The organism is Rathayibacter sp. AY1A5 (assembly GCF_002930875.1).
Classification (GTDB): domain Bacteria; phylum Actinomycetota; class Actinomycetes; order Actinomycetales; family Microbacteriaceae; genus Rathayibacter.
The window spans coordinates 1-20648 of record NZ_PSTM01000015.1 but is presented as its reverse complement, the minus strand read 5'-3'; the positions used below and the strand labels follow the sequence as shown (position 1 = coordinate 20648).

The window sequence follows — 20648 nt, the reverse complement described above, 5'->3', positions numbered from 1 at the left end:
GACGCACCCCGCTCATGGCAGCAGGATCACCTTGCCGTCGAGCGTTCGGGACTCGGCGAGCTCCATCGCCTCGACGATCCCCGTGAGCGGGAAGCGGGCGGCGATGTTGGCCGTCAGGGAGCCGTCGGCGAGGAGTCCGAGCACGCGGCCGAGGTCCTCCTCGAGCCTCGCACGGAAGCGCGCGGGGCGCATCGAGTGGCCCGCCCAGAGGTCGTAGAAGACCGCGCGCCGGCCGTTGGGGGCGAGCTGGTAGGCCTGGATCCGCACGAGCTGGCGGAGGAAGGGGGGCCAGATACTCCCGGTGCTCGCGCTGACGATCGCGTACGCGACGAGGGTGCCGCCGGGCGCGAGCAGCGACCACGCCAGCCGGGTCGTCGCTCCGCCGACGTTGTCGAACACGGCCTGCACTCCGCCGGGAGCGAGCTCGCGCACGCGGGCGGCGAGGTCGGGATCGGCGTAGTCGACGGGCTCCACTCCGGCCGCTCGGAGGGCCTCGTGGTGGCGGGGCGAGGCGGCGCCGATCACGCGGATCCCCTCGAGGCGGGCGAGGCGGTGCACGAGGCCGCCGACTCCGCCGTTCGCGCCGAACAGGAGGATCGTGTCGCCGCGGGAGACCCGGGCCGAGCGGTGCAGCATCTGCCACGCCGTCACTCCGTTGACCACGACGGCCTCGGCGTCCTCCGACGCGACCGCGTCGGGGACGAGAACGCAGTCGCGGGCGGCGACACGGGCGTGCGCGGTCCAGCCGCCGGTCTTGGTGAGCGCGGCGACGCGGCGGCCCTCGAGCGACGCGTCGCCGCCGGGGCCGACCGCGAGGACCCGGCCGACGAGGTCGTAGCCGGGCGTGAAGGGGAACGGCGGCTGGGCGAAGTAGCGGCCGCGGCGCATCGACTGCTCGGCGAACGAGATGCCGGTGGCCTCGACGGCGACGAGCAGCTCGCCGGCCGCGGGCGGCTCGACCGGTGCTTGCTCGAGGAGCAGCCCGGACGGCTCGACGATCCCGGGGAGGACGACGCGGCTGGTGGTGCGGGGAATGGTGGTGGACATGAGGGGCTCCTGGAGGTTGTGGTGAGTGACTGGACAGTCACATCGGCGGGCATGAGGAAGAGGGTGGCGAAGAGGAGGAGGGGAGAAAGAAGAGGAGCAGACGGGAGGACCGCGGACTCAGTCGCGGTGCCGGATGCCGTCGGAGACGATGCGGGCCCACTCGGAGTCGACGCCGCCGAGGTCGGTCTGCACGATCAGGTGGCAGAGCTGCCCGTAGGCGACGAAGCGCTGCACGGCCGGGCCGTCGGCTCCGGAGACGACGGTGACCGTCCGGACGACCGCGGAGATCCCGCGGCGCACTGCCTCGCGGATCTCGGGGACGTCGCACGCGCTCTGCGCCTGCGACTGCAGCATGATCAGGTCGCGGTCGGCGATCAGGTCGATGTAGGCGACGGTCATCGCCTCGAGCCGGTCGGCCGGGTCCGAGGAGGGCGAGGCCTCCCCCGCCGCCGCGAGCGTGGACGCCACCTGCTCGTAGCAGCGGTCGACCGCGGCGACGAAGACGCCGAGCTTGCCCGGGAACAGGCGGAAGACGTAGGCGGGCGAGACGCCGGCCTCGGCCGCGACCTCGGTGATCGGAGTCGCGGCGTAGCCGGTGCGCGCGAACACGTGCAGCGCCGCCGCGGTGATCCGCTCGCGCTGCGCCTCGGCGGTGGAGCGGGTGGAGGGAGAAGGCATGTGACTGATCGAACACTTACTTCGTTCGGTTGTCAAGAGCGACTGCCGGACGGATCGACGCGCGGGCCGGATCCGGAGCCCCAACGACTCCTTCAGCAGTACCGACGCAGGCCTGCCGGCCAGGAGGGGCGCGCGCCGCTCCGGAGCTCGAGCGCGCCTCCTCCGCCCTGCCGAAAATGGTTCGGCTACCGTCCGTGGCGGGCCGAGTTCCTCGGTCCGCCACCCGAGGAGGGATCGCCCATGCACGATTCGACCGAGGCTGCCGTCGTTAAGAGGGTCCTGGAGGACGAGATCCTCGAGAACTACGCCTCCGTGGTGGACGTGGTCCGGACCTGGATCGAGAGCCCGAACAGCGTCTGCATCGTCTACCGGCGCCGTCTCGACGGCGACCATCTGATCGGTCAGCGCTTCCGCTTCCCACCGCACGCCGCGAACGACGATCCCGTCTCGACGGGAGTCGATGCGGCGCTGAACACGGCCGAGCCCCTCGGCGCGCCCTTGGAACGCGCGCGGCTCGCGGACGGGGTCTTCTGGTTCGCGATACCGCCGACCGACGCACTGCCCGCCATCCCCGACGGGCCGTCAGCACCGAGCCGGGACTGAGCGACGGCGGCGAGCTCGACCGGGCACCCCCTACCCCGCACCCCCACCCCGCCCCTAGGTTGGGGGGACCCGCATCGCCGACCGCGCACCACAGAGTTCCGATGGAGGAACGCCATGGCCACGACACCCGTGCTCCGCAGGATCGCGATCGCGCTGGTCGCGGTCGTCGCAGTGGGAGTGGCGGGTGCCGCACCGGCGTCCGCTCTCGACAGGCCCGTCTCCGGATACCTGAAGGACAGCGGGCTCACGCCCGAGAAGATCCGCGACTTCCTCGGCGGACCCCTCATCTCGCCCTCGACGCAGGTGGGCTACGGCGGAGCGGTCTCGAGCGTCGACGCGAACGCGAGCCGCGTGGGCATGGAGGTGCTGAAGCGCGGCGGCAACGCAGCTGACGCCGCGGTCGCCACGGCCGCGGCCCTCGGCGTGAGCGAGCCGTACAGCGCCGGCATCGGCGGAGGCGGGTACTTCGTCTACTTCGACAAGGCCTCCGGCGAGGTCAGCACCATCGACGGACGCGAGACAGCGCCGGCCGGCATCACCTCGGACGCGTTCCTCGACCCCGCGACCGGAGCCCCGTACCCGTTCACCCCGGACCTCGTCTCCTCCGGCGTCGCGGTCGGCGTGCCCGGCACGGTGGCGACCTGGGACACCGCGGTCGACCGCTTCGGCACCCTGCCGCTCCCCGTCGTGCTGGCGCCCTCGATCGCGCTCGCGGCGAAGGGCTTCCGGGTGGACGAGACCTTCCGCAACCAGACGCTCGACAACCTCGAGCGGTTCCAGGCGTTCCCCGACACGGCCGAGCTCTTCCTCCCCGGTGGGGACGCGCCGAAGGTGGGCAGCACCTTCCGCAACCTCGACCTCGCGAAGACGCTGACCTCCATCGCCGTCCACGGGCCGGACGCGTTCTACGAGGGCGCGCTGGCCGCCGAGATCGCCGACACGGTCCAGAACCCGCGGATCGCCGAGGGGTCAGGCCTCCCCGCCCCGGCCGGCACGATGACCGCTGCCGACCTCGCGGCGTACTCGGTCGCCGAGCAGGCGCCGACCCGCGTCTCCTACCGCGGACTCGACGTCTACGGGATGGCGCCCTCCTCCTCCGGCGGGATCGCGGTCGGCGAGGCCCTCAACATCCTCGAGAACCACGACCTCGCGGCCGAGGACACGGGCAGCGCCCTGCACCTCTACCTCGAGGCGTCCGCCCGCGCCTTCGCCGACCGCGGCGCCTACGTCGGCGACCCGGCCTTCGTCGACGTGCCCACCGAGACGCTCCTCAGCCAGGAGTTCGCGGACTCGCGGGACTGCACGATCGACCCGGCGACCGCCTCCGTCCGCCCGGTCGCGCCCGGCGCTCTCGACGGCTCCGGATGCGCGACCGCCCCCGCCGCGGAGGAGTCGGACACCGAGAACATCTCCACGACCCACCTCTCGGTCGTCGACAAGTGGGGCAACGCCGCCTCCTACACGCTGACGATCGAGCAGACCGGCGGCTCGGCGATGACCGTCCCCGGCCGCGGCTTCCTCCTCAACAACGAGATGACCGACTTCTCCCCCACCTTCGTCGACGGGGACCCGAACCGGATCGAGCCGGGCAAGCGCCCGCGCTCGTCGATGTCGCCGACGATCGTGCTCGACGGCGGGGACGTGCGGTTCGTCGTCGGCTCGCCGGGCGGATCCACGATCATCACGACGGTCCTGCAGACCCTGGTCAACCGCATCGACCTCGGCATGACACTCCCCGAGGCGGTGGCAGCGCCCCGCGCCTCCCAGCGCAACGGCGCGACGACCTCGGCCGAGCCCGAGTTCATCGAGGCGTACGCCGACGACCTCGCTCCCTTCGGCCAGCAGCTGGTCCCCTCGGGCGACACCTTCACCTCGGCCGCGCAGATCGGCGCGGTGGCCGCCATCGAGGTCGACCCCTCCGGCCGGATGACCGCGGTCGCCGAACCGGTGCGGCGCGGCGGCGGCGTCGGGCTGGTGGTCCGGCCCGAGAAGTGACGCACCGGAGCCTCCGCTGCCCGCTGAGAGGAACCGTCGGCCGGCCGCCCCTCTCGCCCGAGAGCGGTCCTCCGCGGGAAGGAGGCGTCTGCGACACTGGGGAGATGTCGTCGTCGCGCCCGCTGCGCACCCTCCGGGGTGTCGTCGCGGCGACGGTGGCGACGCTCGTCGCGCTGTTCTCGCACGTGGCCGGCGGCGGCCAGATCCCGGGTCCGCTCGGTGTCGCGATGCCGCTCGTCCTGTCGGTGCTGGTGTGCGTGGCGCTCGCCGGGCGCAGGCTCTCCCTGGTCCGCCTGGCGGTCTCGGTGGGAGTCAGCCAGTTCCTGTTCCACACGCTCTTCACGATCGGCACCTTCGCGGGGCCGGTCGATGCGCCGACCCTGCACGCGCACCACGGTGCCGTGATCGACGTCAGCGCGGCGATGATGCACAGCGGGATGACCGGCTCCTCGATGTGGGCGGCGCACCTCGTCGCCGCCGTCGCGACGACCGCGGCGCTCCACCGCGGCGAGTCCCTCCTCGTCAGTGTCGCCGCGACGACGAGCCACCTCGTCACCCGCCTGGTGCGGGTCCTGCCGACTCCGGTGGCCGCTCCTCGACCCGCGCGACGCTCCTCCTTCGAGCTGCGCGACGTGCTCCCCCTCGCCTCGGGCGTCTTCCCCCAGGCGGCGCTGCGGCGCGGCCCCCCTCTGCAGCCCGCCTCCTGATCATCGACGCGAGCCGCGGCGAGGACCTCCCCGGAGGTCCCCGCGGCGTCTGACCGACCCGTCTCCTCCCCCGCAGGGGTCTCCGAGGGACGCCGGCCGGTCGGCGTCTCGGCGACTCCTCCCGGACGGATCGTCCTGGCCCGGCGCTCCTGCGCGCCGGCGGAGGGGTCTGTGGAGCGTCCCCTCGGGGACGCCCGTGAAGGGAGCCGCGCCTGTGGCACAACCATCGACACCGGTCGACGACGACCTCCTCCCGCCCCAGCGGCCGCTCGCCGCTCCTCTCCGCGGGGCGGAGGCGTCCCTCCTGCTCGCGATACCGGCGGCGGTCGCCGTCGCCCTGCTGGGCCTGTCGTACACCGGGGCGTTCTCGGTGGAGACGCGGCTGATCGACCCCGGCGACCTGGTGACGCGGGGCCTGCCGATCGCGCGGGTCCTGCACGACTCCGCCGCGTCGCTGACCATCGGCCTGCTCACCGCGGCCACCTTCCTGCTGCCCGGGCAGCGCATCGCGCCGGGCGTCGTCTCGTACTCGCAGAACCGCGCCCTGCGCTGGGCGACCTGGTCGGCCGCGGTCTGGGTGGCGTCCGCGATCGCTGTCCTCGTGTTCACGGCGGCGAACACCATCGGGCAGCCGCTGGACGCGCCGGGCTTCCGGACGCAGCTCGTCTTCTACGCCACGCGGATCGAGCTGGGGCAGACGCTCGTGGCCTCGACGGTGTGCGCGACGGCCGTCCTCCTCCTCACCCTGTTCTCGCGGCGGCTGGCCTGGGTGGCGGCGGCGACCGCGATCGCGGTGCTGGCCCTGCTCCCCCTCTCGCTCTCCGGGCACGCCGCCGGCGCCGACGAGCACGCGAACGCGGTGAACAGCCTGGCCGTGCACCTGATCGGAGTGACAGCCTGGGCCGGCGGGCTCGCCGCGGTGATCCTGCTGCGGCGGACCGTCGGCGCCCAGCTCGGCGTGGTCGTCGCGCGCTACTCCGTGCTGGCCGGCTGGGCGTTCGGGGCCGTCGCCTTCTCGGGTCTGGTGAACGCGTCGCTCCGGATCGAGGACCTCGGCGACCTGGGCGCGCCCTACGGGCAGCTGCTGATCGTCAAGGCCGTCGCGCTGCTCGCCCTCGGCGGCGCGGGCCTCGGGCACCGGCTGCGGCTGATTCCGCGGCTGCGCGCCGACCCGGCCGACCGCCGCGCGTTCGTCGCGGTCGCGGTCGGCGAGGTGGTGGTGATGGCGCTGACCATCGGCGTCTCGGTGGCGCTCTCGAACAGCGCGCCGCCGGTCTCGCAGGACCCGATCAGCGGAGACGTCCGGCGCAGTCTGCTCGGCTTCCGCTACCCGCCCGAGGTCACGCCCGAGCGGATGCTCGACCAGTGGCACCTCGACGCCGTCTGGCTCGGGATCGCGGTCGTCGGCGCCGCCCTCTACGTGTCGGCGGTCCTGAGGCTGCGGCGCCGCGGCGACGCCTGGCCGCTCGGGCGCACCGCCGCCTGGGTGGCCGGCTGCTTGGCCCTCGCCTACACGACCAGCGGCGGCCCGGCCGTGTACGGGCAGGTGCACTTCAGCACCCACATGATCCAGCACATGCTGCTGATGATGGTCGTGCCGCCGCTGCTCGTGCTCGGCGGACCGGTGCTGCTCGCTCTGCGGGTGCTGCCGGTGCGCCGCGACGGCGGGCGCGGGCTGCGCGAGTGGATCCTCGCCGTCGTGCACTCCCGCTACCTCGCCGTGCTGTCGCGGGCGCCCGTCGCCGCCGTTCTCTTCGCCGGCAGCCTGGTCGTCTTCTACTACACCGGCTGGTTCGAGTGGGCGATGTTCAGTCACCAGGGCCACGTCCTGATGACCCTTCACTTCCTCGCCACGGGCTATCTCTTCTTCTGGGTCCTGATCGGCGTCGACCCCGGCCCGAACCGGCCCGGCCACGTGCTGAGGCTGCTGGTGATGCTCGCGACGCTGGCGTTCCACGCCTTCTTCGGCCTGGCGATCATGTCGCAGACCACCGTGCTGGCCGCGTCCTGGTGGACCGCGCTCGGGTACACCGACACGGAGGCGCTGATCGCCGACCAGGGCGTCGGCGGCGGGATCGCCTGGTCGGCGGGCGAGATCCCGATGGTGCTGATCGCCCTGGTCGTGGTCGCGCAGTGGGTGCGCTCGGAGGAGCGGACCGCGAAGCGCTACGACCGGCGCGCCGACCGCGACGGCGAGGCCGAGCTCACCGCCTACAACGACCGCCTGAACCGGCTCGACAGCCGGAGCACTCCCCGTCCGACCACCACGAAGGAGACCGACCGATGACCTCTCGACCCCTGCGACGGCTTCCCGCCGCGCTGGCAGCCCTCGCCCTGGCGGGCGTCCTGATCGGGACGGCCGGGCCCGTCCAGGCGCACGACCAGCTGATCAGCAGCACTCCCGGCTCCGGTGAGCACTTCACGAACTCGCCCGCGGAGGTGACGCTGACGTACTCCGAGGACGTCCTCACGATCGGCGCGCTGGTCCTCGTCACCGACAGGGACGGCATCGACCACGTGTCCGGCCCGGTCGAGCTGACCGACTCGACGGTCACCGCTCCGCTCGAGGCGGCGCTTCCGGGCGGCTCCTACGACCTCAAGTGGCGGGTGGTCTCCGCCGACGGCCACCCGATCGCGGGCGTCGTCCCCTTCACGGTCGGCGACGGCGCCTCGGCGCAGGCCGCGGCCGTGGCGGAATCCACCCCGACCGTCGAGCCGACCGTCGTCGCTGCCGCCTCCTCGCAGGCCCCGCCGGACGTCCTCCGACCGGTTCTCATCGGTCTGACCGGCGCGGTCCTCGCCGTCGCTGCCTTCCTCCTGATCACCCGCCGCCGCGGGCGGCCCTCGACCACCGCCGAAGACCGGACGTCGTCGTGACCGCCGACGTCCTCCACCCACCGCACCACTTCACAGGAAGGCGCCACACCATGCGCACTCGACACGTCACCACCCTCTCCGCCCTCTCGGCCGCAGCCCTGCTCGCCCTGACCGGCTGCAGTGCCGGAGCCTCCGGCAGCCCCTCCGCCGAGGTCGCGCCCGCCGCGACCGAGGTGAGCATCACCGACGGCTGGGTGAAGGCCGCCGACTCCGGCATGTCCGCCGCGTTCGGTGAGCTGGAGAACTCCGGCACCGAGGACGTCACCGTCGTGTCCGCCACCTCCGCCGCGTCCTCCGAGCTGGAGCTGCACGAGACCGTGGCGAACGAGTCGGGCGAGATGGTGATGCGTGCCAAGGAGAGCGGCTTCACGATCCCCGCCGGCGGCAGCCTCGAGCTCGCCCCCGGCGGGAACCACATCATGCTGATGGACCTCGCCGCGCCGATCGTCGCCGGGGACGAGGTCACCGTCACCCTCACCTTCTCGGACGACTCCACGACGGAGTTCACCGTCCCGGCGCGCGACTACGCCGGCGCGAACGAGGACTACGAGGGCGGCGACATGGACATGGACATGGGCGGAGAGGGCTGATGAGCGAGGACCGCGAGACCGGCCACGGCGCCGACGAGCGCCCGCGCAGCGCCGTCAGCCGGCGACGGCTCCTCCTCGGCGGAGCAGTCGCCGGTATCGGCGCGGCCGGTGCGATCGGAGCGGACCAGCTGCTCGGCCGCGGCGGCGCTGCGCCGGCAGCGGCCGCGGCGCTGAACGGCGACGAGACGATCCCCTTCCACGGTGCGCACCAGGCGGGGATCGCCGCGACACCGCAGGCGCACGCGACCTTCGTCGCCCTCGATCTGCGCGAGAGCACCGACCGGGACGGGCTGCGGCGGATGCTTCGCATCCTGTCCGACGACGCCGCGCGCCTCACCCAGGGGCAGCCGGCCCTGGCCGACTCCGAGCCCGAGCTCGGCGTGGTCCCCGCCCGCCTCACCGTGACCTTCGGGTTCGGGCCGAGGCTCGTGTCCCTCGCGGCCGGCGAGGCGGCGAAGCCTGCCTGGCTGGCACCGCTGCCTTCGTTCGGGATCGACCGGCTCGAGGAGCAGTGGAACGACGGGGACCTGCTGCTGCAGTTCCACGCCGACGACGCGTTCACGATCGCGCACGCGCTGCGGATGCTGCTGAAGAGCACCCGCACCTTCGCGACCGTCCGCTGGACCCAGACCGGGTTCCGCCGGGCGCACGGCTCCGAGAAGGTCGGCACCACGATGCGGAACCTGTTCGGCCAGGTCGACGGGACCGTCAATCCGCGCCCCGAGGACGTCGACTTCGACGAGCTGGTCTGGGTCCGCGACGGCTGGCTGGCCGGCGGCACCGGGCTGGTGCTGCGCCGGATCCGGATGGACCTCGACAAGTGGGACCGCCTGGACCGCAGCGGCCGCGAGCAGTCCGTCGGGCGGACCCTCGCGAACGGCGCGCCCCTCACCGGGACGGCGGAGGCCGACGAGCCCGACTTCGAGGCGACGACGGCCATCGGCTTCCCGGTGATCCCGGAGTTCTCGCATATGAGGCGCGCCCGCTCGGAGAACACCGCCGAGCGCTTCCACCGCCGCGCCTACAACTACGACGACACCCCGACGGGCGAGGACATCTCGAACTCCGGGCTGATCTTCGCGGCGTACCAGGCCGACGTCACCGCGCAGTTCGTGCCGATCCAGAAGCGCCTGGACGAGCTGGACCTGCTCAACGAGTGGACGACGCCGATCGGCTCCGCCGTCTTCGCGATCCCGCCGGGCTGCGTCGAGGGCGGCTACATCGGCGACACCCTCCTCTGACCCTCACCGGCACCCGCCACAGCACCGAAGGACCAGAAGCATGACCACCACCGCCACGAGACCCCGCGACTCCGCCGACACCCCGCCCCCGCCGCGCAGAAGCAGCGCAGGCTGGCTCGGACAGCTGCTGCTCCGCCTGCACTTCTCCGCCGCCCTGTTCGTCGGGCCGTTCATCCTCGTCGCCGCGACCAGCGGAGCGCTCTACGCACTCACCCCGCAGCTCGAGCAGGTCGTCTACGCGCAGGAGCTGCACGCCCCCGAAGCGGACGCCTACCTGCCCCTGGCCGACCAGATCGACGCCGCCGACGCGTACACCGGAGGCGGGCAGAGCATCGTCGCCGTCCGCCCCGCCCCGAACCCCGGCGACACCACCCGGGTGATGTACGCGGACCCGTCGCTCGGCGCCAGCGAGACCCGCGCGGTCTTCATCGACCCGGCCACCGCCGACGTCCGCGGCGACCTCACCGCCTACGGCACCAGCGGCGCCCTGCCGTTGCGGACCTGGGTCAGCGACCTGCACCGGACGCTGCACCTCGGGGACGTGGGCCGCTCCTACAGCGAGCTCGCCGCCTCCTGGCTGGGGGTCGTCGCCCTCGCCGGCCTGGGTCTCTGGATCATCCGCCTCCGCCGAGCCCGCGTGAAGAGGGACCTGCTGCGCCCCGCGCCGAGGACCACCGGCTACAAGCGCCTGTTCTCCTGGCACGCCTCCACCGGCGTCTGGCTGCTCGTCGGCGCCCTGTTCCTCTCGGCCACCGGGATCACCTGGTCGCTGTACGGAGGCGGGAACTTCGAGACCCTCCGCTCCGCAGTCGGCTGGACCACGCCCTCGCTGGGGACGACGCTCGGCGACCGGACCGGCGAGGTGGCCGACGAGCACGCCGGGCACGCCGGACACGGCGCGGCCACCGGCGACGCCGTCGAGTCGACGGCGGGCTACTCGCCGGCCGCCTACGACTCGGTGCTCTCGGTCGCCCGCGAGGTCAACGTGAACACGGGACTGGTCGAGATCCGGCCGCCCGCGGCGGAGGGCTCGGCCTGGGTCGTGCAGGAGATCCAGCGCAGCTTCCCGACCGAGGTCGACGGCGTCGCGATCGACGGGAGCACGATGCAGGTCGTCGACCGGGTCGACTTCGCCGACTTCGGCCTCGTCGCCAAGCTCTCCCGCTGGGGCATCGACACGCACATGGGCTCGATGTTCGGGCTTCCCAACCAGCTGCTGCTGTTCGTCACCGCGGCCGGCATCGCCACGATGGTCGTGCTCGGGTACCTGATGTGGTGGAAGCGCCGCCCCACCCGCGGCCCCCGACGGCTCGTCGGCACCCCGCCGGCCCGGGGAGCTCTCCGGCGCGCGCCGTGGTGGGGAGTCGCGTCCGTCCTGGTCGTCGCCGCCGCGGTCGGGCTGTTCCTCCCGCTCCTGGGGGCGAGCCTCGCGGCCTTCGTGATCGTCGACACGCTGCTGGGGCTCCGACCCGCGCACCGCTGAGCGCGCGCGCCGGCCCGGTGAGGTCCACCGGGCCGGCGTCACAGCCCCTTCGGGAAGCCGAGTGAGCGCAGCGCGGGGTCGAGGCTCTCCCACTGCTGACGCCGCTCCGCGTCCCGGTCGGCGTCGCTCCCCCGGAGCCCGACCGACTTCGCGGCGTACACGGCGGCGTGCGAGCAGTGATCGACCATGTGCGCGACTGCTGCGGCCTGCCCGGCCGCCCGCGCGGCAGCGGTGGCGGCCCGCTCGCCCGCCTGCGTCGCGGCGCGGGCTGCGGCGTGCGCCGTGAAGGCCACCGTGCGGCACTCGGTCATCGGAGCCTCACCCCGCCCCCAGGCGAGGAGGACGTCGAGCGCGCGCCGGGGCCGGGCATTGTCCGGGTCCCACTCCTCGAACGCCGGGAGGGCGCGCTCCGCGCACTCCGCCGCCCACCGCGCGAGCGCCCGGTGGACCTCCGGCTCCGGATCCGCCCAGGCCTGCTTCTCCGATCCGCCCACGGGTCTTCCTCCGGCTCCAGCGCTCAGCTCAGGCGCTCGGTCAGGTGGACGGTGACGACGTCGCCGAGGTCCTTGCCGATCGTCTTCCGCAGTTTCGCGCTGATCGACAGCATGTGACCGCCGGCGCCGGTCGGCAGCAGGCCCGCGGTCACCGGCTCGCCGTCGACGGCGGCGACCACCTTCACGGACCTCCCTGTGCCGAGCAGCTCGACGGAGCCGGGCACCTCGACGCACGACCAGAGGTCGCCCTTGACGGTGACGCCGATCGGAGCGGTGAAGGCGAGGTCCAGGGGGCCGGCGCTCATGCGCTCTCCTCCGCGGACGCCGCGCTCTCGCCGGAGGAGCCCTGCCCGCTGTACCGGTCGAGGATCTCGTCGTACATCGCGGCGTCGAGCAGACCATCGGACAGGGCCCGGCAGACCTCCTCGAACTCCCCGGGGTCGAGGGTCGTCCAGTCGAAGCCGTCGCTCGGCGATCCGGGCCGGTAGCGCCGGCGGCCGAGCTCGTCGACGGCCTGCTCCCGCGTCAGCTCCCCCGCGGCGAAGCGCTGCGCGATCCCGTACGGTGTCGCGCCGGAGAAGCCGGAGCGCACCTGCGCCAGCGCGGCGGCCGCCTCGATCCCGTGGGACACCTCGTCGATCGACATGCGGACCCCTCCCGTCCGAGGGTCCACCGACCCTCCCGTCGACCCTACGACGAGACGTCGCATCCCGGTCGGGCCGGGCGACGAGCACTGCCCGCGACTTGCGGCTACCGTTCCTCCATGACCGGACGCTCCGCTACCTCCCGGCATGAGTTCCGTGTCGACTCGCGCACGCTCGTCGCCCACGACCTCCCCGGGACTCGAGCCCCCCCGCGCTGCAGTCGTCTGGTGCGGAGGGACACCGCACACCCGGCGCACTCCTCGCTCCCCACGTCGACGCCGCTGCGGCGCGCGGCATCCGGCTCGTCTCCGTCGCCCGTCCCGGCTTCGGCGGCTCGATGCGCGCACCCGGACGGAGCATCGCGGATGCGGCCGCCGATGTGCTCCGCGTCGCCGACCTGCTCGGGATCGAGCGCTTCGTGGTGACGGGCTACTCCGGTGGCGGCCCGCACGCACTGGCCGCCGGGGCTCTCGGAGGTGATCGCGTCCTGGGCGTCGCGACGTTCGGCAGCCCGGCGCCCTTCAGTGACGACGGAGCGTGGTTCGACGGCATGCAGGATCCGGGCGCTCTCCGCAGCGCGCGCGACGTCCGGGCTGCGCGCGAGGAGTGGGAGGAGACGGCCCGCTTCGATCCGGAGCAGTTCACCGGTGACGACTACTCGGCCCTCGACGGCCCGCTGACGGCGCTCGGCGCAGAGGCCGGCCGCGCCTCGGAGCTCGAACAGGGCGGGAGCGTCGACGACGACCTCGCCCTCGTCATGCCCTGGGGCGTCGACCTCTCGCGCCTCACGGCGCCGGTCCTCCTCCACCACGGCGCGGCGGACAGGGTGGTCCCGGTCGCCCACGCGGAGCGGATCCGCCGCCTCCACCCAACCGCGGAGCTCACGATCCGGCCCGGTCGAGGCCACATCGGCGTCCTGCTCGACTGGCCGGACGTCCTCGACCGCCTCCTCGCGGACGGGACCCCCGGGGACCGCCCCGGCAGCGGAGGCTGAGCGTCTCATCGCGGCCGGCAGCGGATCCGACGCGGAAGGTGGGCCTGGAAGGGCCACGCTTCGGGAGGGCTCCCTCCGCGAGGATCACGGCATGGCCCCCCACACGGATCCCCGCCGATGACTCTGCAGGACCTCGCCGACGAGCTCGCCCAGGCTCTCGACCGCCCGGTGACGATCGAGGACGCCTCGAGCCGGGTGCTGGCCGCGACGCGCGCGCGCGAGGAGGCTCCTCACGACGGCGTCTTCCCCGTCCAGGATCCGCGGGGCCGGCTCGCGACCCTCCTCCTCCCCCGGGAGCGGCCCGCGCCGCTCACTCCGGCCGAGTACTCGCTCATCGACGCGGCCGTCGGAGCGATCCGCCGCCTCCTCGGCCCCTCGACGCGGGCGGGCGGCAGCTCCCGGCGCGCGGACGTACTGGCGGCGCTCCTGGCGGCCGACGGCGGCACCCGGCGCGCCTCCTTCGCCGAGGCGGTGGAGCGCCGCTGGCTGCGCCGGGACGCCCAGACCGTGGTCCGCGCGGTGCGGCTGACCGGCCCAACCGGCTCCCTGCAGCGGACGGCGCTGGCGCGGCGGATCGACGCGAGCGCCGCCTCCGGCCTGACGTTCCTCGGCGACCAGGAGGGTGTGCTGTTCTTCGTGAGCGTGGAGGCGCCCGAGGCCGCCGCGGAGGCGGACGACGTCCTGCGGGCGGAGGCGCGCGGCCGCGGCACGGCCGTCGACGCGATCGGCTCGGCGCGCTTCGACGTCCGCGACGACGACCTCCTGCCGACTGCCGAGCGGGCCGCTCTCGCGGCGACCATCGTCGGCTCCCTGCCCGACGGCCGTAGCCGGGCCGACATCGCCGAGCTCGGGGCCTGGGTGCTCCTCGCCTCGATCGGGGCGGACAGCTCGCAGCTCGCCATGCTCTCGCCGGCCGCGGCGACGCTGCTCGAGCGGGGCGACGAGGTGCAGCGGCGGACCGTGGAGGCCTACCTCGACGTGCGCGGCAGCGTGCGGGAGGCGTGCGGGCTCCTCCACATCCACCGCACCACGCTCTACTACCGTCTCGACAACCTGCCCGAGGCGGTCCGGGACGCGCTCGACGACGGCCTCGCCCGCAGCACGCTGCACCTCTGCCTCAAGCTGATGAAGTTCCGCGACGGGCTCGAGCGGCGGCATGCCTCGTGATTGTGCCCGGGGACCTCCCGCAGGTCCGCCTCTACGGGCGGCGCGAGAGCCGCGACGCGTGGGAGATCCGCGACCTGCTCTCGCGCAGCGTCGTCTCGTTCTCGTGGACGCCGATCGACACGGACGAGCAGTGCCTCGCCGTCGCCGGGCACCCGCTCGCCACCGCGTCGCTCCCCCTCGTGGTGTTCCCGGACGGCAGCCGCGCCTCCGATCCGACGCTCGCCGAGGTCGCGGCCCGGCTCGGCTGGGTCGGCTCGCCGCGGCTCGCCGAGTACGACCTCTCCATCTACGGAGCCGGTCCGGCCGGGCTCTCGGCCGCCGTGTACGCCGCCTCGGAGGGGCTGAAGGTCGTGGTCCTCGAGCGCTCGGCCATCGGCGGGCAGGCCGGCTCGAGCAGCCTGATCGAGAACTACCTCGGCTTCCCGCACGGGATCGCGGGAGCCGATCTGGCCGAGCGCGCGCGGCAGCAGGCCGTCTCCTTCGGCGCCGAGCTGCTGCGGATGCGCGAGGGGATCCGCGGGCGCTTCGCCGACGACCGGATCCACGCGCTGCTCGCCGACGGGACGACCGTCGTCGCCCGCACCAACATCTGCGCCACGGGCATCCAGTGGCGCCGGCTCGGCCTCGAGCGCGAGGACGAGCTGCTCGGCGTCGGCCTCTACTACGGTGCCGGCACGAGCGAGGCGCCGCTCTGCGAGGGCGAGGACGTCGTGGTCGTCGGAGGCGGCAACTCGGCCGGGCAGGCCGTGATGAACCTCTCGGCGCACGCGCGGCACGTGACCATGCTGGTCCGCGGCCCGGATCTGGCCGACAGCCTCTCCTCCTACCTCGCGGAGCGCGTCGTCCGGCAGCCGAACGTGACGATCCTGCTCGACTCGCGCGTCACCCGCCTGCACGGCGCCGACGCCCTCGAGTCGATCGAGGTCGAGAACTCGGCGACCGGCGCGCACGGGGCGCTGGCCACCTCCCACCTCTTCGTCTGCATAGGGGGCGAGCCGGATACGACGTGGGCGGCGGAGACCGCGATCGTCCGCGACTCCGGCGGCTACCTCGTGACGGGACCGGACCTCGCCGGCGAGCACGCGGCTCGCGACTGGCCGCTCGAGCGGGCGCCGTTCTACCTCGAGACAAGCGTCCCCGGCTCCTTCGCCGCGGGGGACGTGCGCCGCAGCTCGGTCAAACGCGTCGCCTCCGCCGTCGGCGAGGGCGCGATGGCCGTCACCTTCGCCCACCGCCACCTGCAGGAGACCTCGTGAGCCGCCGGCTGCCGACGGTGCGCCACGGCGTCGGCTTCTGGATCGTCGCCGCGACCTTCCTGCTCGTGATGGCGTACTCCACGGTGCCGACACCCCTCTACCCGCTCTACCAGCAGCTCGACGGCTTCCCGCCGTTCGTGATCACCGTCGTCTTCGCCGCCTACGCGGTCGGAGTGATCGTGAGCCTGTACCTCGCCGGTCACGTCAGCGACTGGCTCGGCCGCCGCCGAGTGCTGCTGATCGCGGTGCTCGTCTCGGCGGTCTCGGCCGTGCTCTTCTCGCTGACGACGGAGGTGCCTGGGCTGATCGTCGCCCGCTTCGTCAACGGCGTCAGCATCGGGATGCTCACCGCCACCGCGACCGCCCACCTCGGCGAGCTGCGCGCCCGCGCCCGGCCGGACGAGAACACGATCGTCGCCGCGTCGATCTCGGGCGCAGTGAACCTCGGCGGGCTCTCGCTGGGCCCGCTGCTCGGCGGGGTCTTCGCCGAATTCCTGCCCGATCCGCTCCTCCTGCCGCACCAGGTGTTCCTGGTCGCGCTGCTCGTGGCGGGCCTGGCGCTGCTCCTCGTGCCCGAGACGGTCGACGTGCCGGAGACGGCGCCCCCCTACCGGCCGCAGCGGCTCTCGGTGCCGGCGGACGCGCGCCGGGCGTTCCTGCTCGCGGCGTTCGGAGCGTTCTCGGCCTTCTCCGTCCTCGGCCTCTTCACCTCGCTCGCACCGACGTTCCTGGTGCAGACCTTCCAGGTGCGCGACCACCTGCTGGCCGGCGCGACGTCCTTCGCCGTGTTCGCCTCCGCGGCCCTCGGCCAGCTGCTGCTCGTGAAGGTGGGGACGCGCCTGCAGCTCTCGATCGCGGTGGCGGGCTGCGCGGTCGGGCTGGCGGCGGTCGCGGCCGGAGCGATCGCTCCGCAGCTGGGAGTGTTCCTCGCCGGGGCCGTCGTCTCGGGCTTCGGGGTGGGGCTGCTCTTCAAGGGCTCGATCGGCACGGCGGTCGCCCTCGCGGATCCCGCCCGCCGGGGCGAGACCCTGGCGGTGGTGTTCCTGGTCGCGTACACGGGGCTCGCGGTGCCCGCACTGGCGGCGGGAGCGGCGCTCGACCTCGTCGCCGCGACGACGGTGCTGACGGTGTTCGCGGCGCTCGTGCTGGCGGCGACCGCGACGGCCGGCGTGCTGCTGCGCGCCCGCAACGCGGCGGCCGGGCGATGAGCGGCGGAGCGGGGCGGCGCTGCGGGGTGCGGGCCGGCGGCCGTCCGGGTGCCGGCCGCGTGCACCCCGGACGGCCGCCCGCCGCATCAGAAGTCCTCGCGCCGCTCCTGCTCGGCCTCGGCGGCCGGCTCGAGCGCGGCGAGATCCCCGAGCGCGAGGCGCAGCTGGCGCAGCAGCCACTCCTCGGTCAGCGCACCCGCGTCGAGCGCGTCCAGCCGGCGGAGGCGCTCGGCGGCCGACCCGGTGAGGTCGGCGGGCGTCCCGGCGCTCATGCGCCGTACCCCGCTCCGCGGAGCAGGCGGCGCAGGTCGACGAGCTGCTGCTCGTCCACGTCCTTGTGGTGCGGCCGGTGGAGGGTCTCGGTCGTCGAGCCGACCGTCACCGAGAAGGCGCCGTCGTGCTTCTCGTGGACGGTGCCGACGGCCTCGAGCAGCGTCAGCACGTCCGCCCAGAGGACGTTGTGGCTCGGCGAGTCCTCGAGCAGCCGCTCGAGGGTGTCTCGCTGGTTCGAGTGGAGGTGGCGGGTGTCGGTCATGAACGGCCCTTCGGTGTCTGCGCACGCGCCCCGGTGGCGGTGCTCGGCGTCGCGTCCGACGGTAGGCGCGCGGGTGGAGCCGGTGCGCGAGTCGGATGACTCGAAGAGCGGACGCCGCGGGGCGGCCCCGCGAGAGGTGCGGCCGTGAATCCGGAGCCGAGCGACCGCCTCGACGAGGAGGAGCATCCCCGCACGCCCGCGCTGCCCGAGGCCGCCGTCTCCGCCGCGTCGCTCCCCGACCGGCCGGCCGCGTTCCTCAACGCCCTGCTGACCGAGCACTTCGTGCTGGAGTCGGCGCGCGGCATCACCGTGACGGAGTCGAGCAGCCGCGCCTCGCTCTACCTGACGATGCTCTCCAGCTCGCTCGTGGCCTTCGGCTTCCTCGCCCCGACCCGGTACGCGATGGGGTTCCTCGCGGTGATCATCCCGGTCGTCGTGCTGCTGGGGGTGTTCACCTACGAGCGGCTGGTGCAGACCTCGATGGAGGACATCGCCGCGCTGACGGCCATCCAGCGCATCCGCCGCTACTACGGGACCCTGCTGCCGGGCGCGGGCGCCTACTTCGCGGTGCCGCGCGGCCGCCACGCGCCGAACGAGCTGCTCGAGATCGGCCGGCGGCAGAGCTGGCGGGGCCTCTTCTTCACGATGTCCTCGGCGATCGCGGTGGTCAACTCGATCGTGGCGGGCGCCGGAGTCGCGCTCGCGCTGACGCAGAGCGGCGCGGACGAGGTCCCCGCGATCGCGTGCGGGATGGCGGCCGCGGTCGTCCTCGCGGTGCTGCACGGGGTGTACCAGTTCCACCGCTACCGGCAGATGCGGCTGCGGATCGCCGAGGCGGAAGCGCTGGACGGGGTCGAGAGGGGGTGACGGGGCGGGACCCGGCCGGCGGGGTCCGGAGCTGACGAACGCCGACCAGGCGCGGCGTCGGCCGCCGGCTGGTCAGCTGGCTCCGACCTGCTCCCGCGACTGCTCCCGCGACTGCTCCCGCGACTGCTCGAGAGTTGTCGCACTCGACGCCCAGTGCGACAACTCCTGGACTCTCGTGGCGATCGCTCCTCGGCGGGCCGCCGCGAGCATCCAGAAGTCGCCGTGGTCGGTCGCGAGCACGGCGACTTCTGGCTGCACGCCGCCTGCGGACGTGCGCAGGGAGCCGGCGGCCGGCGACTGTCCAGGAGTTGTCGCAGTCGATGCCGAGTGCGACAACTCCTGGACTCTCGCGAAAGTCCTGCGCTCTCGCGGAGGCGCGCGGCTCAGCCCCGCTCGGCGCGCTCGGCGCGCTCGGCGAGGAGGTACTGCCAGTCGCGCGGCACGCGGTCCTTCGGCCCCGGGGTGGTCTGGCTCGCCGGGTGGCTCTGCGGGTCGGCCAGGGCGGGGCCGTCGGCGTAGTCGTCGGTCCGGTAGTCCCAGAACCAGTCCTCGCCGGGCTCGAAGCTGCGGATGACCGCGTGGCCCGTCGAGTGGTAGTGGGCCGTCGCGTGGCGGTTCAGCGAGTCGTCGCAGCAGCCGATGTGCCCGCAGAGCGCGCAGCGGCGCAGGTGCAGCCACCACGAGCCGGACTGCTCGCACTCGACGCAGCCGGGGCCGCTCGGCGGGACGGAGGGGTCGATCATCTGCTGCGACGTCATGCGCTCAGCATGCGCCTCCCGCGGCGGCAGGCACCAGGTCGGATGACTCGATCCTGCGGCTCCGTCACGCGCTCCGGGCGTCCTCGAGGCTGAGGAGCGCGTCGCGGAGCCCGGCCCGCGAGGTCACCCCGAGCTTGGGGAAGATCCGGTACAGGTGCCCGCTGACGGTGCGGGGCGAGACGAAGAGCTGCTGGGCGATCTGCTTGTTCGACAGGCCCGCGGCGGCCAGGGAGACCACGCGCCGCTCCTGCTCGCTGAGGTCGGCGGCGACCGGCGCCTCCCCCGCTCCGCCCGCCGCCCGCAGCTCGTGCTGGGCGCGGGCGAGCCAGAGCTCGGCCCCCACCGCGGCGAACCCCGCGGCGGCCTGGCGGAACCGGGTGCGCGCCTCCAGCGGGCGCATCCGGCGGCGCAGCCACTCGCCGTGGCAGAGCTGGACGCGTGCCCGCTCGAACGGCCACTCCTCGGAGGCCGGGTCGAGGGAGCGCTCGAAGAGGGCGCCCGCGCCGCCGGTCGGATCGAGGACCGCGGTCGCCGCGAGGGCGAGCATCCGCCCGCGGGGAGCGAGGGGCCGCGCGGCGAGTTCCGCCGCGGCCGCCGCCAGCTCGGCGCAGTGCTCGGGCAGGCGGAGGCGCGAGGCGGCTTCGGCGGCGTCGAGGAGCTCCAGCGGATCGCCACCGGCGCGGGAGGAGGAGCGGGCGTGCGCCTCCTCGAAACGGCCGCCGCCGAGGTCGAGCGAGCACAGGGCGTGATCGGCGGCGCGCGCGACCGACGCCGCTCCGTGCCGCAGCGCCCAGGCCGTCGCGCGCTCGGCGCACTCGAGGGTGCGTGCGCGGTCGCCCTGCACGGCGTGGACCCGGGCTCGAGTCGCGTCGATCAGCGCGCGCACGGCGGGCAGGTCGTCGGCGCGGGCGGCGGCGCGGTCGAGGTCGGCCGAGGCGTCGTCGAGGCGACCGCCGTCGAGTGCGGCGGTGCCGCGGCGGAGGAGGGCGAGGGCGCCGGGCAGGCCGTCCGCCTCCTCCCCGCCGTCGAGGAGCCCGGCGAGGCGGTCGCGGCGCTCGTCCGAGACCTCGAGCAGCGACCAGGCGAGATGCAGCGCGACCGTCTTCCACGGGTCGCCCGTGACCGCGGAGTCCTCGGCGAGCCGCAGGCGGCGCTCCCACTCCTCGTCCGGGACCGGCCGCACGCAGGCCTCCACGAGGCGCAGGACGGGATCGAGGGGGTGCTCCTCGCCGACGGCGAGCGCCTCCTGCCACCACGCGGGATCGCCGCGGAGCATGCAGGCGATGTGGAGGACGGTCGCCAGCAGGTCGACGGCGGCGTCGTGAGGGGCTGCGTGGTCGGCGGGGATGCTGCTGGCGTCGTCGTTGGAGGCGCCGGTCTCGGCGGGAGAGGCACCACCGACAGACGAGGCACCACCGACTCCCGAGCCCCCACGCCCCACCCGAGCGCCTACCGTCGGACGCGACGCCGAGCACCGCCACCGGGGCGCGTGCGCAGACACCGA

The 20648-nt window shown here is 74.1% G+C and carries 23 protein-coding genes; 13 read left to right on the top strand and 10 right to left on the bottom strand.

Annotation, left to right across the window (positions count from 1 at the left end):
• Positions 1-12 precede the first annotated feature (12 nt).
• Together C5B98_RS11475 and C5B98_RS11470 are read right to left on the bottom strand one after the other, a co-directional pair.
• On the bottom strand, positions 13-1047 hold the full coding sequence (locus tag C5B98_RS11475) for a medium chain dehydrogenase/reductase family protein (RefSeq protein WP_104327834.1): 1035 nt from the start codon (positions 1045-1047) through the stop codon (positions 13-15).
• 117 nt (positions 1048-1164) lie between these two features.
• Positions 1165-1725: a TetR/AcrR family transcriptional regulator gene (locus C5B98_RS11470; protein WP_104250436.1), complete on the bottom strand. Its 561-nt coding sequence runs from the start codon at positions 1723-1725 to the stop codon at positions 1165-1167.
• A gap of 240 nt (positions 1726-1965) precedes the next feature.
• On the opposite strand from C5B98_RS11470, the gene C5B98_RS11465 reads away from it, so the two are divergent.
• From C5B98_RS11465 to C5B98_RS11430, 8 genes are all read left to right on the top strand, one after another.
• Positions 1966-2328, top strand: a complete 363-nt coding sequence (locus C5B98_RS11465) for a hypothetical protein (protein WP_104224922.1) — start codon at positions 1966-1968, stop codon at positions 2326-2328.
• Positions 2329-2442: 114 nt separating this feature from the next.
• Positions 2443-4323 (top strand): gamma-glutamyltransferase, encoded by a 1881-nt coding sequence (ggt, locus tag C5B98_RS11460; protein ID WP_104327833.1) that lies wholly within the window; start codon positions 2443-2445, stop codon positions 4321-4323.
• 104 nt (positions 4324-4427) lie between these two features.
• The gene (locus tag C5B98_RS11455) at positions 4428-5030 is read left to right on the top strand and encodes a hypothetical protein (RefSeq protein ID WP_104327832.1); all 603 of its coding nucleotides are present in this window, start codon (positions 4428-4430) and stop codon (positions 5028-5030) included.
• A gap of 214 nt (positions 5031-5244) precedes the next feature.
• Complete coding sequence (locus C5B98_RS11450) at positions 5245-7317, top strand: cytochrome c oxidase assembly protein (protein ID WP_258063503.1); 2073 nt, start codon at positions 5245-5247, stop codon at positions 7315-7317.
• Positions 7314-7907 carry a copper resistance protein CopC gene (locus C5B98_RS11445; RefSeq protein ID WP_104327831.1) on the top strand — a complete coding sequence of 198 codons (594 nt, stop codon included), beginning with the start codon at positions 7314-7316 and terminating at the stop codon, positions 7905-7907. Before C5B98_RS11450 ends, C5B98_RS11445 begins: the two co-directional genes overlap by 4 nt.
• A gap of 50 nt (positions 7908-7957) precedes the next feature.
• Positions 7958-8497, top strand: coding sequence for a copper chaperone PCu(A)C (locus C5B98_RS11440; protein ID WP_104327830.1), 540 nt, complete (start codon positions 7958-7960; stop codon positions 8495-8497).
• Positions 8497-9738 carry a Dyp-type peroxidase gene (locus C5B98_RS11435; protein ID WP_104327829.1) on the top strand — a complete coding sequence of 414 codons (1242 nt, stop codon included), beginning with the start codon at positions 8497-8499 and terminating at the stop codon, positions 9736-9738. Before C5B98_RS11440 ends, C5B98_RS11435 begins: the two co-directional genes overlap by 1 nt.
• Positions 9739-9778: 40 nt before the next feature.
• On the top strand, positions 9779-11221 hold the full coding sequence (locus C5B98_RS11430; protein ID WP_104327828.1) for a PepSY domain-containing protein: 1443 nt from the start codon (positions 9779-9781) through the stop codon (positions 11219-11221).
• 38 nt (positions 11222-11259) lie between these two features.
• On the opposite strand, the gene C5B98_RS11425 is transcribed toward C5B98_RS11430, so the two are convergent.
• From C5B98_RS11425 to C5B98_RS11415, 3 genes are read right to left on the bottom strand one after another with little or no spacing between them, the layout of a single operon-like run.
• The gene (locus C5B98_RS11425) at positions 11260-11715 is read right to left on the bottom strand and encodes a putative immunity protein (protein WP_104327827.1); all 456 of its coding nucleotides are present in this window, start codon (positions 11713-11715) and stop codon (positions 11260-11262) included.
• Positions 11716-11738: 23 nt separating this feature from the next.
• Entirely contained in the window at positions 11739-12020 is a 282-nt protein-coding gene (locus C5B98_RS11420) for a DUF1905 domain-containing protein (protein WP_104327826.1), read from the bottom strand.
• Positions 12017-12361: a hypothetical protein gene (locus C5B98_RS11415; protein WP_104327825.1), complete on the bottom strand. Its 345-nt coding sequence runs from the start codon at positions 12359-12361 to the stop codon at positions 12017-12019. The genes C5B98_RS11420 and C5B98_RS11415 overlap by 4 nt, the downstream gene beginning before the upstream one ends.
• A 212-nt stretch (positions 12362-12573) precedes the next feature.
• Between C5B98_RS11415 and C5B98_RS11410 the strand changes: the two genes are divergently transcribed.
• From C5B98_RS11410 to C5B98_RS11395, 4 genes are all read left to right on the top strand, one after another.
• Complete coding sequence (locus tag C5B98_RS11410; RefSeq protein WP_104327824.1) at positions 12574-13353, top strand: alpha/beta fold hydrolase; 780 nt, start codon at positions 12574-12576, stop codon at positions 13351-13353.
• 117 nt (positions 13354-13470) lie between these two features.
• On the top strand, positions 13471-14520 hold the full coding sequence (locus C5B98_RS11405) for a helix-turn-helix domain-containing protein (RefSeq protein ID WP_104327823.1): 1050 nt from the start codon (positions 13471-13473) through the stop codon (positions 14518-14520).
• A 2-nt stretch (positions 14521-14522) separates the two neighbouring features.
• Positions 14523-15776, top strand: coding sequence for an NAD(P)/FAD-dependent oxidoreductase (locus C5B98_RS11400; RefSeq protein WP_104224779.1), 1254 nt, complete (start codon positions 14523-14525; stop codon positions 15774-15776).
• On the top strand, positions 15773-16984 hold the full coding sequence (locus C5B98_RS11395) for an MFS transporter (protein WP_258063502.1): 1212 nt from the start codon (positions 15773-15775) through the stop codon (positions 16982-16984). The genes C5B98_RS11400 and C5B98_RS11395 overlap by 4 nt, the downstream gene beginning before the upstream one ends.
• 86 nt (positions 16985-17070) lie before the next feature.
• Here C5B98_RS11395 and C5B98_RS11390 read toward each other — a convergent pair whose 3' ends face one another.
• Together C5B98_RS11390 and C5B98_RS11385 are read right to left on the bottom strand one after the other, a co-directional pair.
• Positions 17071-17256 (bottom strand): hypothetical protein, encoded by a 186-nt coding sequence (locus C5B98_RS11390; RefSeq protein WP_104224778.1) that lies wholly within the window; start codon positions 17254-17256, stop codon positions 17071-17073.
• Complete coding sequence (locus C5B98_RS11385) at positions 17253-17519, bottom strand: hypothetical protein (protein ID WP_104257441.1); 267 nt, start codon at positions 17517-17519, stop codon at positions 17253-17255. The genes C5B98_RS11390 and C5B98_RS11385 overlap by 4 nt, the downstream gene beginning before the upstream one ends.
• A 144-nt stretch (positions 17520-17663) precedes the next feature.
• Here C5B98_RS11385 and C5B98_RS11380 point away from each other — a divergent pair, with 144 nt between their 5' ends.
• On the top strand, positions 17664-18386 hold the full coding sequence (locus C5B98_RS11380; protein ID WP_104327822.1) for a hypothetical protein: 723 nt from the start codon (positions 17664-17666) through the stop codon (positions 18384-18386).
• 72 nt (positions 18387-18458) lie between these two features.
• Here the strand turns inward: C5B98_RS11380 and C5B98_RS16680 are convergent, their stop codons facing one another.
• The 3 genes from C5B98_RS16680 to C5B98_RS11370 all read right to left on the bottom strand — a co-directional run bounded on the left by C5B98_RS16680 (position 18459) and on the right by C5B98_RS11370 (position 20585).
• Positions 18459-18644, bottom strand: coding sequence for a hypothetical protein (locus tag C5B98_RS16680; RefSeq protein WP_146076955.1), 186 nt, complete (start codon positions 18642-18644; stop codon positions 18459-18461).
• Positions 18645-18769: 125 nt separating this feature from the next.
• Positions 18770-19144, bottom strand: coding sequence for a UBP-type zinc finger domain-containing protein (locus C5B98_RS11375; protein ID WP_104224775.1), 375 nt, complete (start codon positions 19142-19144; stop codon positions 18770-18772).
• A 64-nt stretch (positions 19145-19208) separates the two neighbouring features.
• Positions 19209-20585: a LuxR C-terminal-related transcriptional regulator gene (locus C5B98_RS11370; protein WP_104327821.1), complete on the bottom strand. Its 1377-nt coding sequence runs from the start codon at positions 20583-20585 to the stop codon at positions 19209-19211.
• Positions 20586-20648 lie beyond the last annotated feature (63 nt).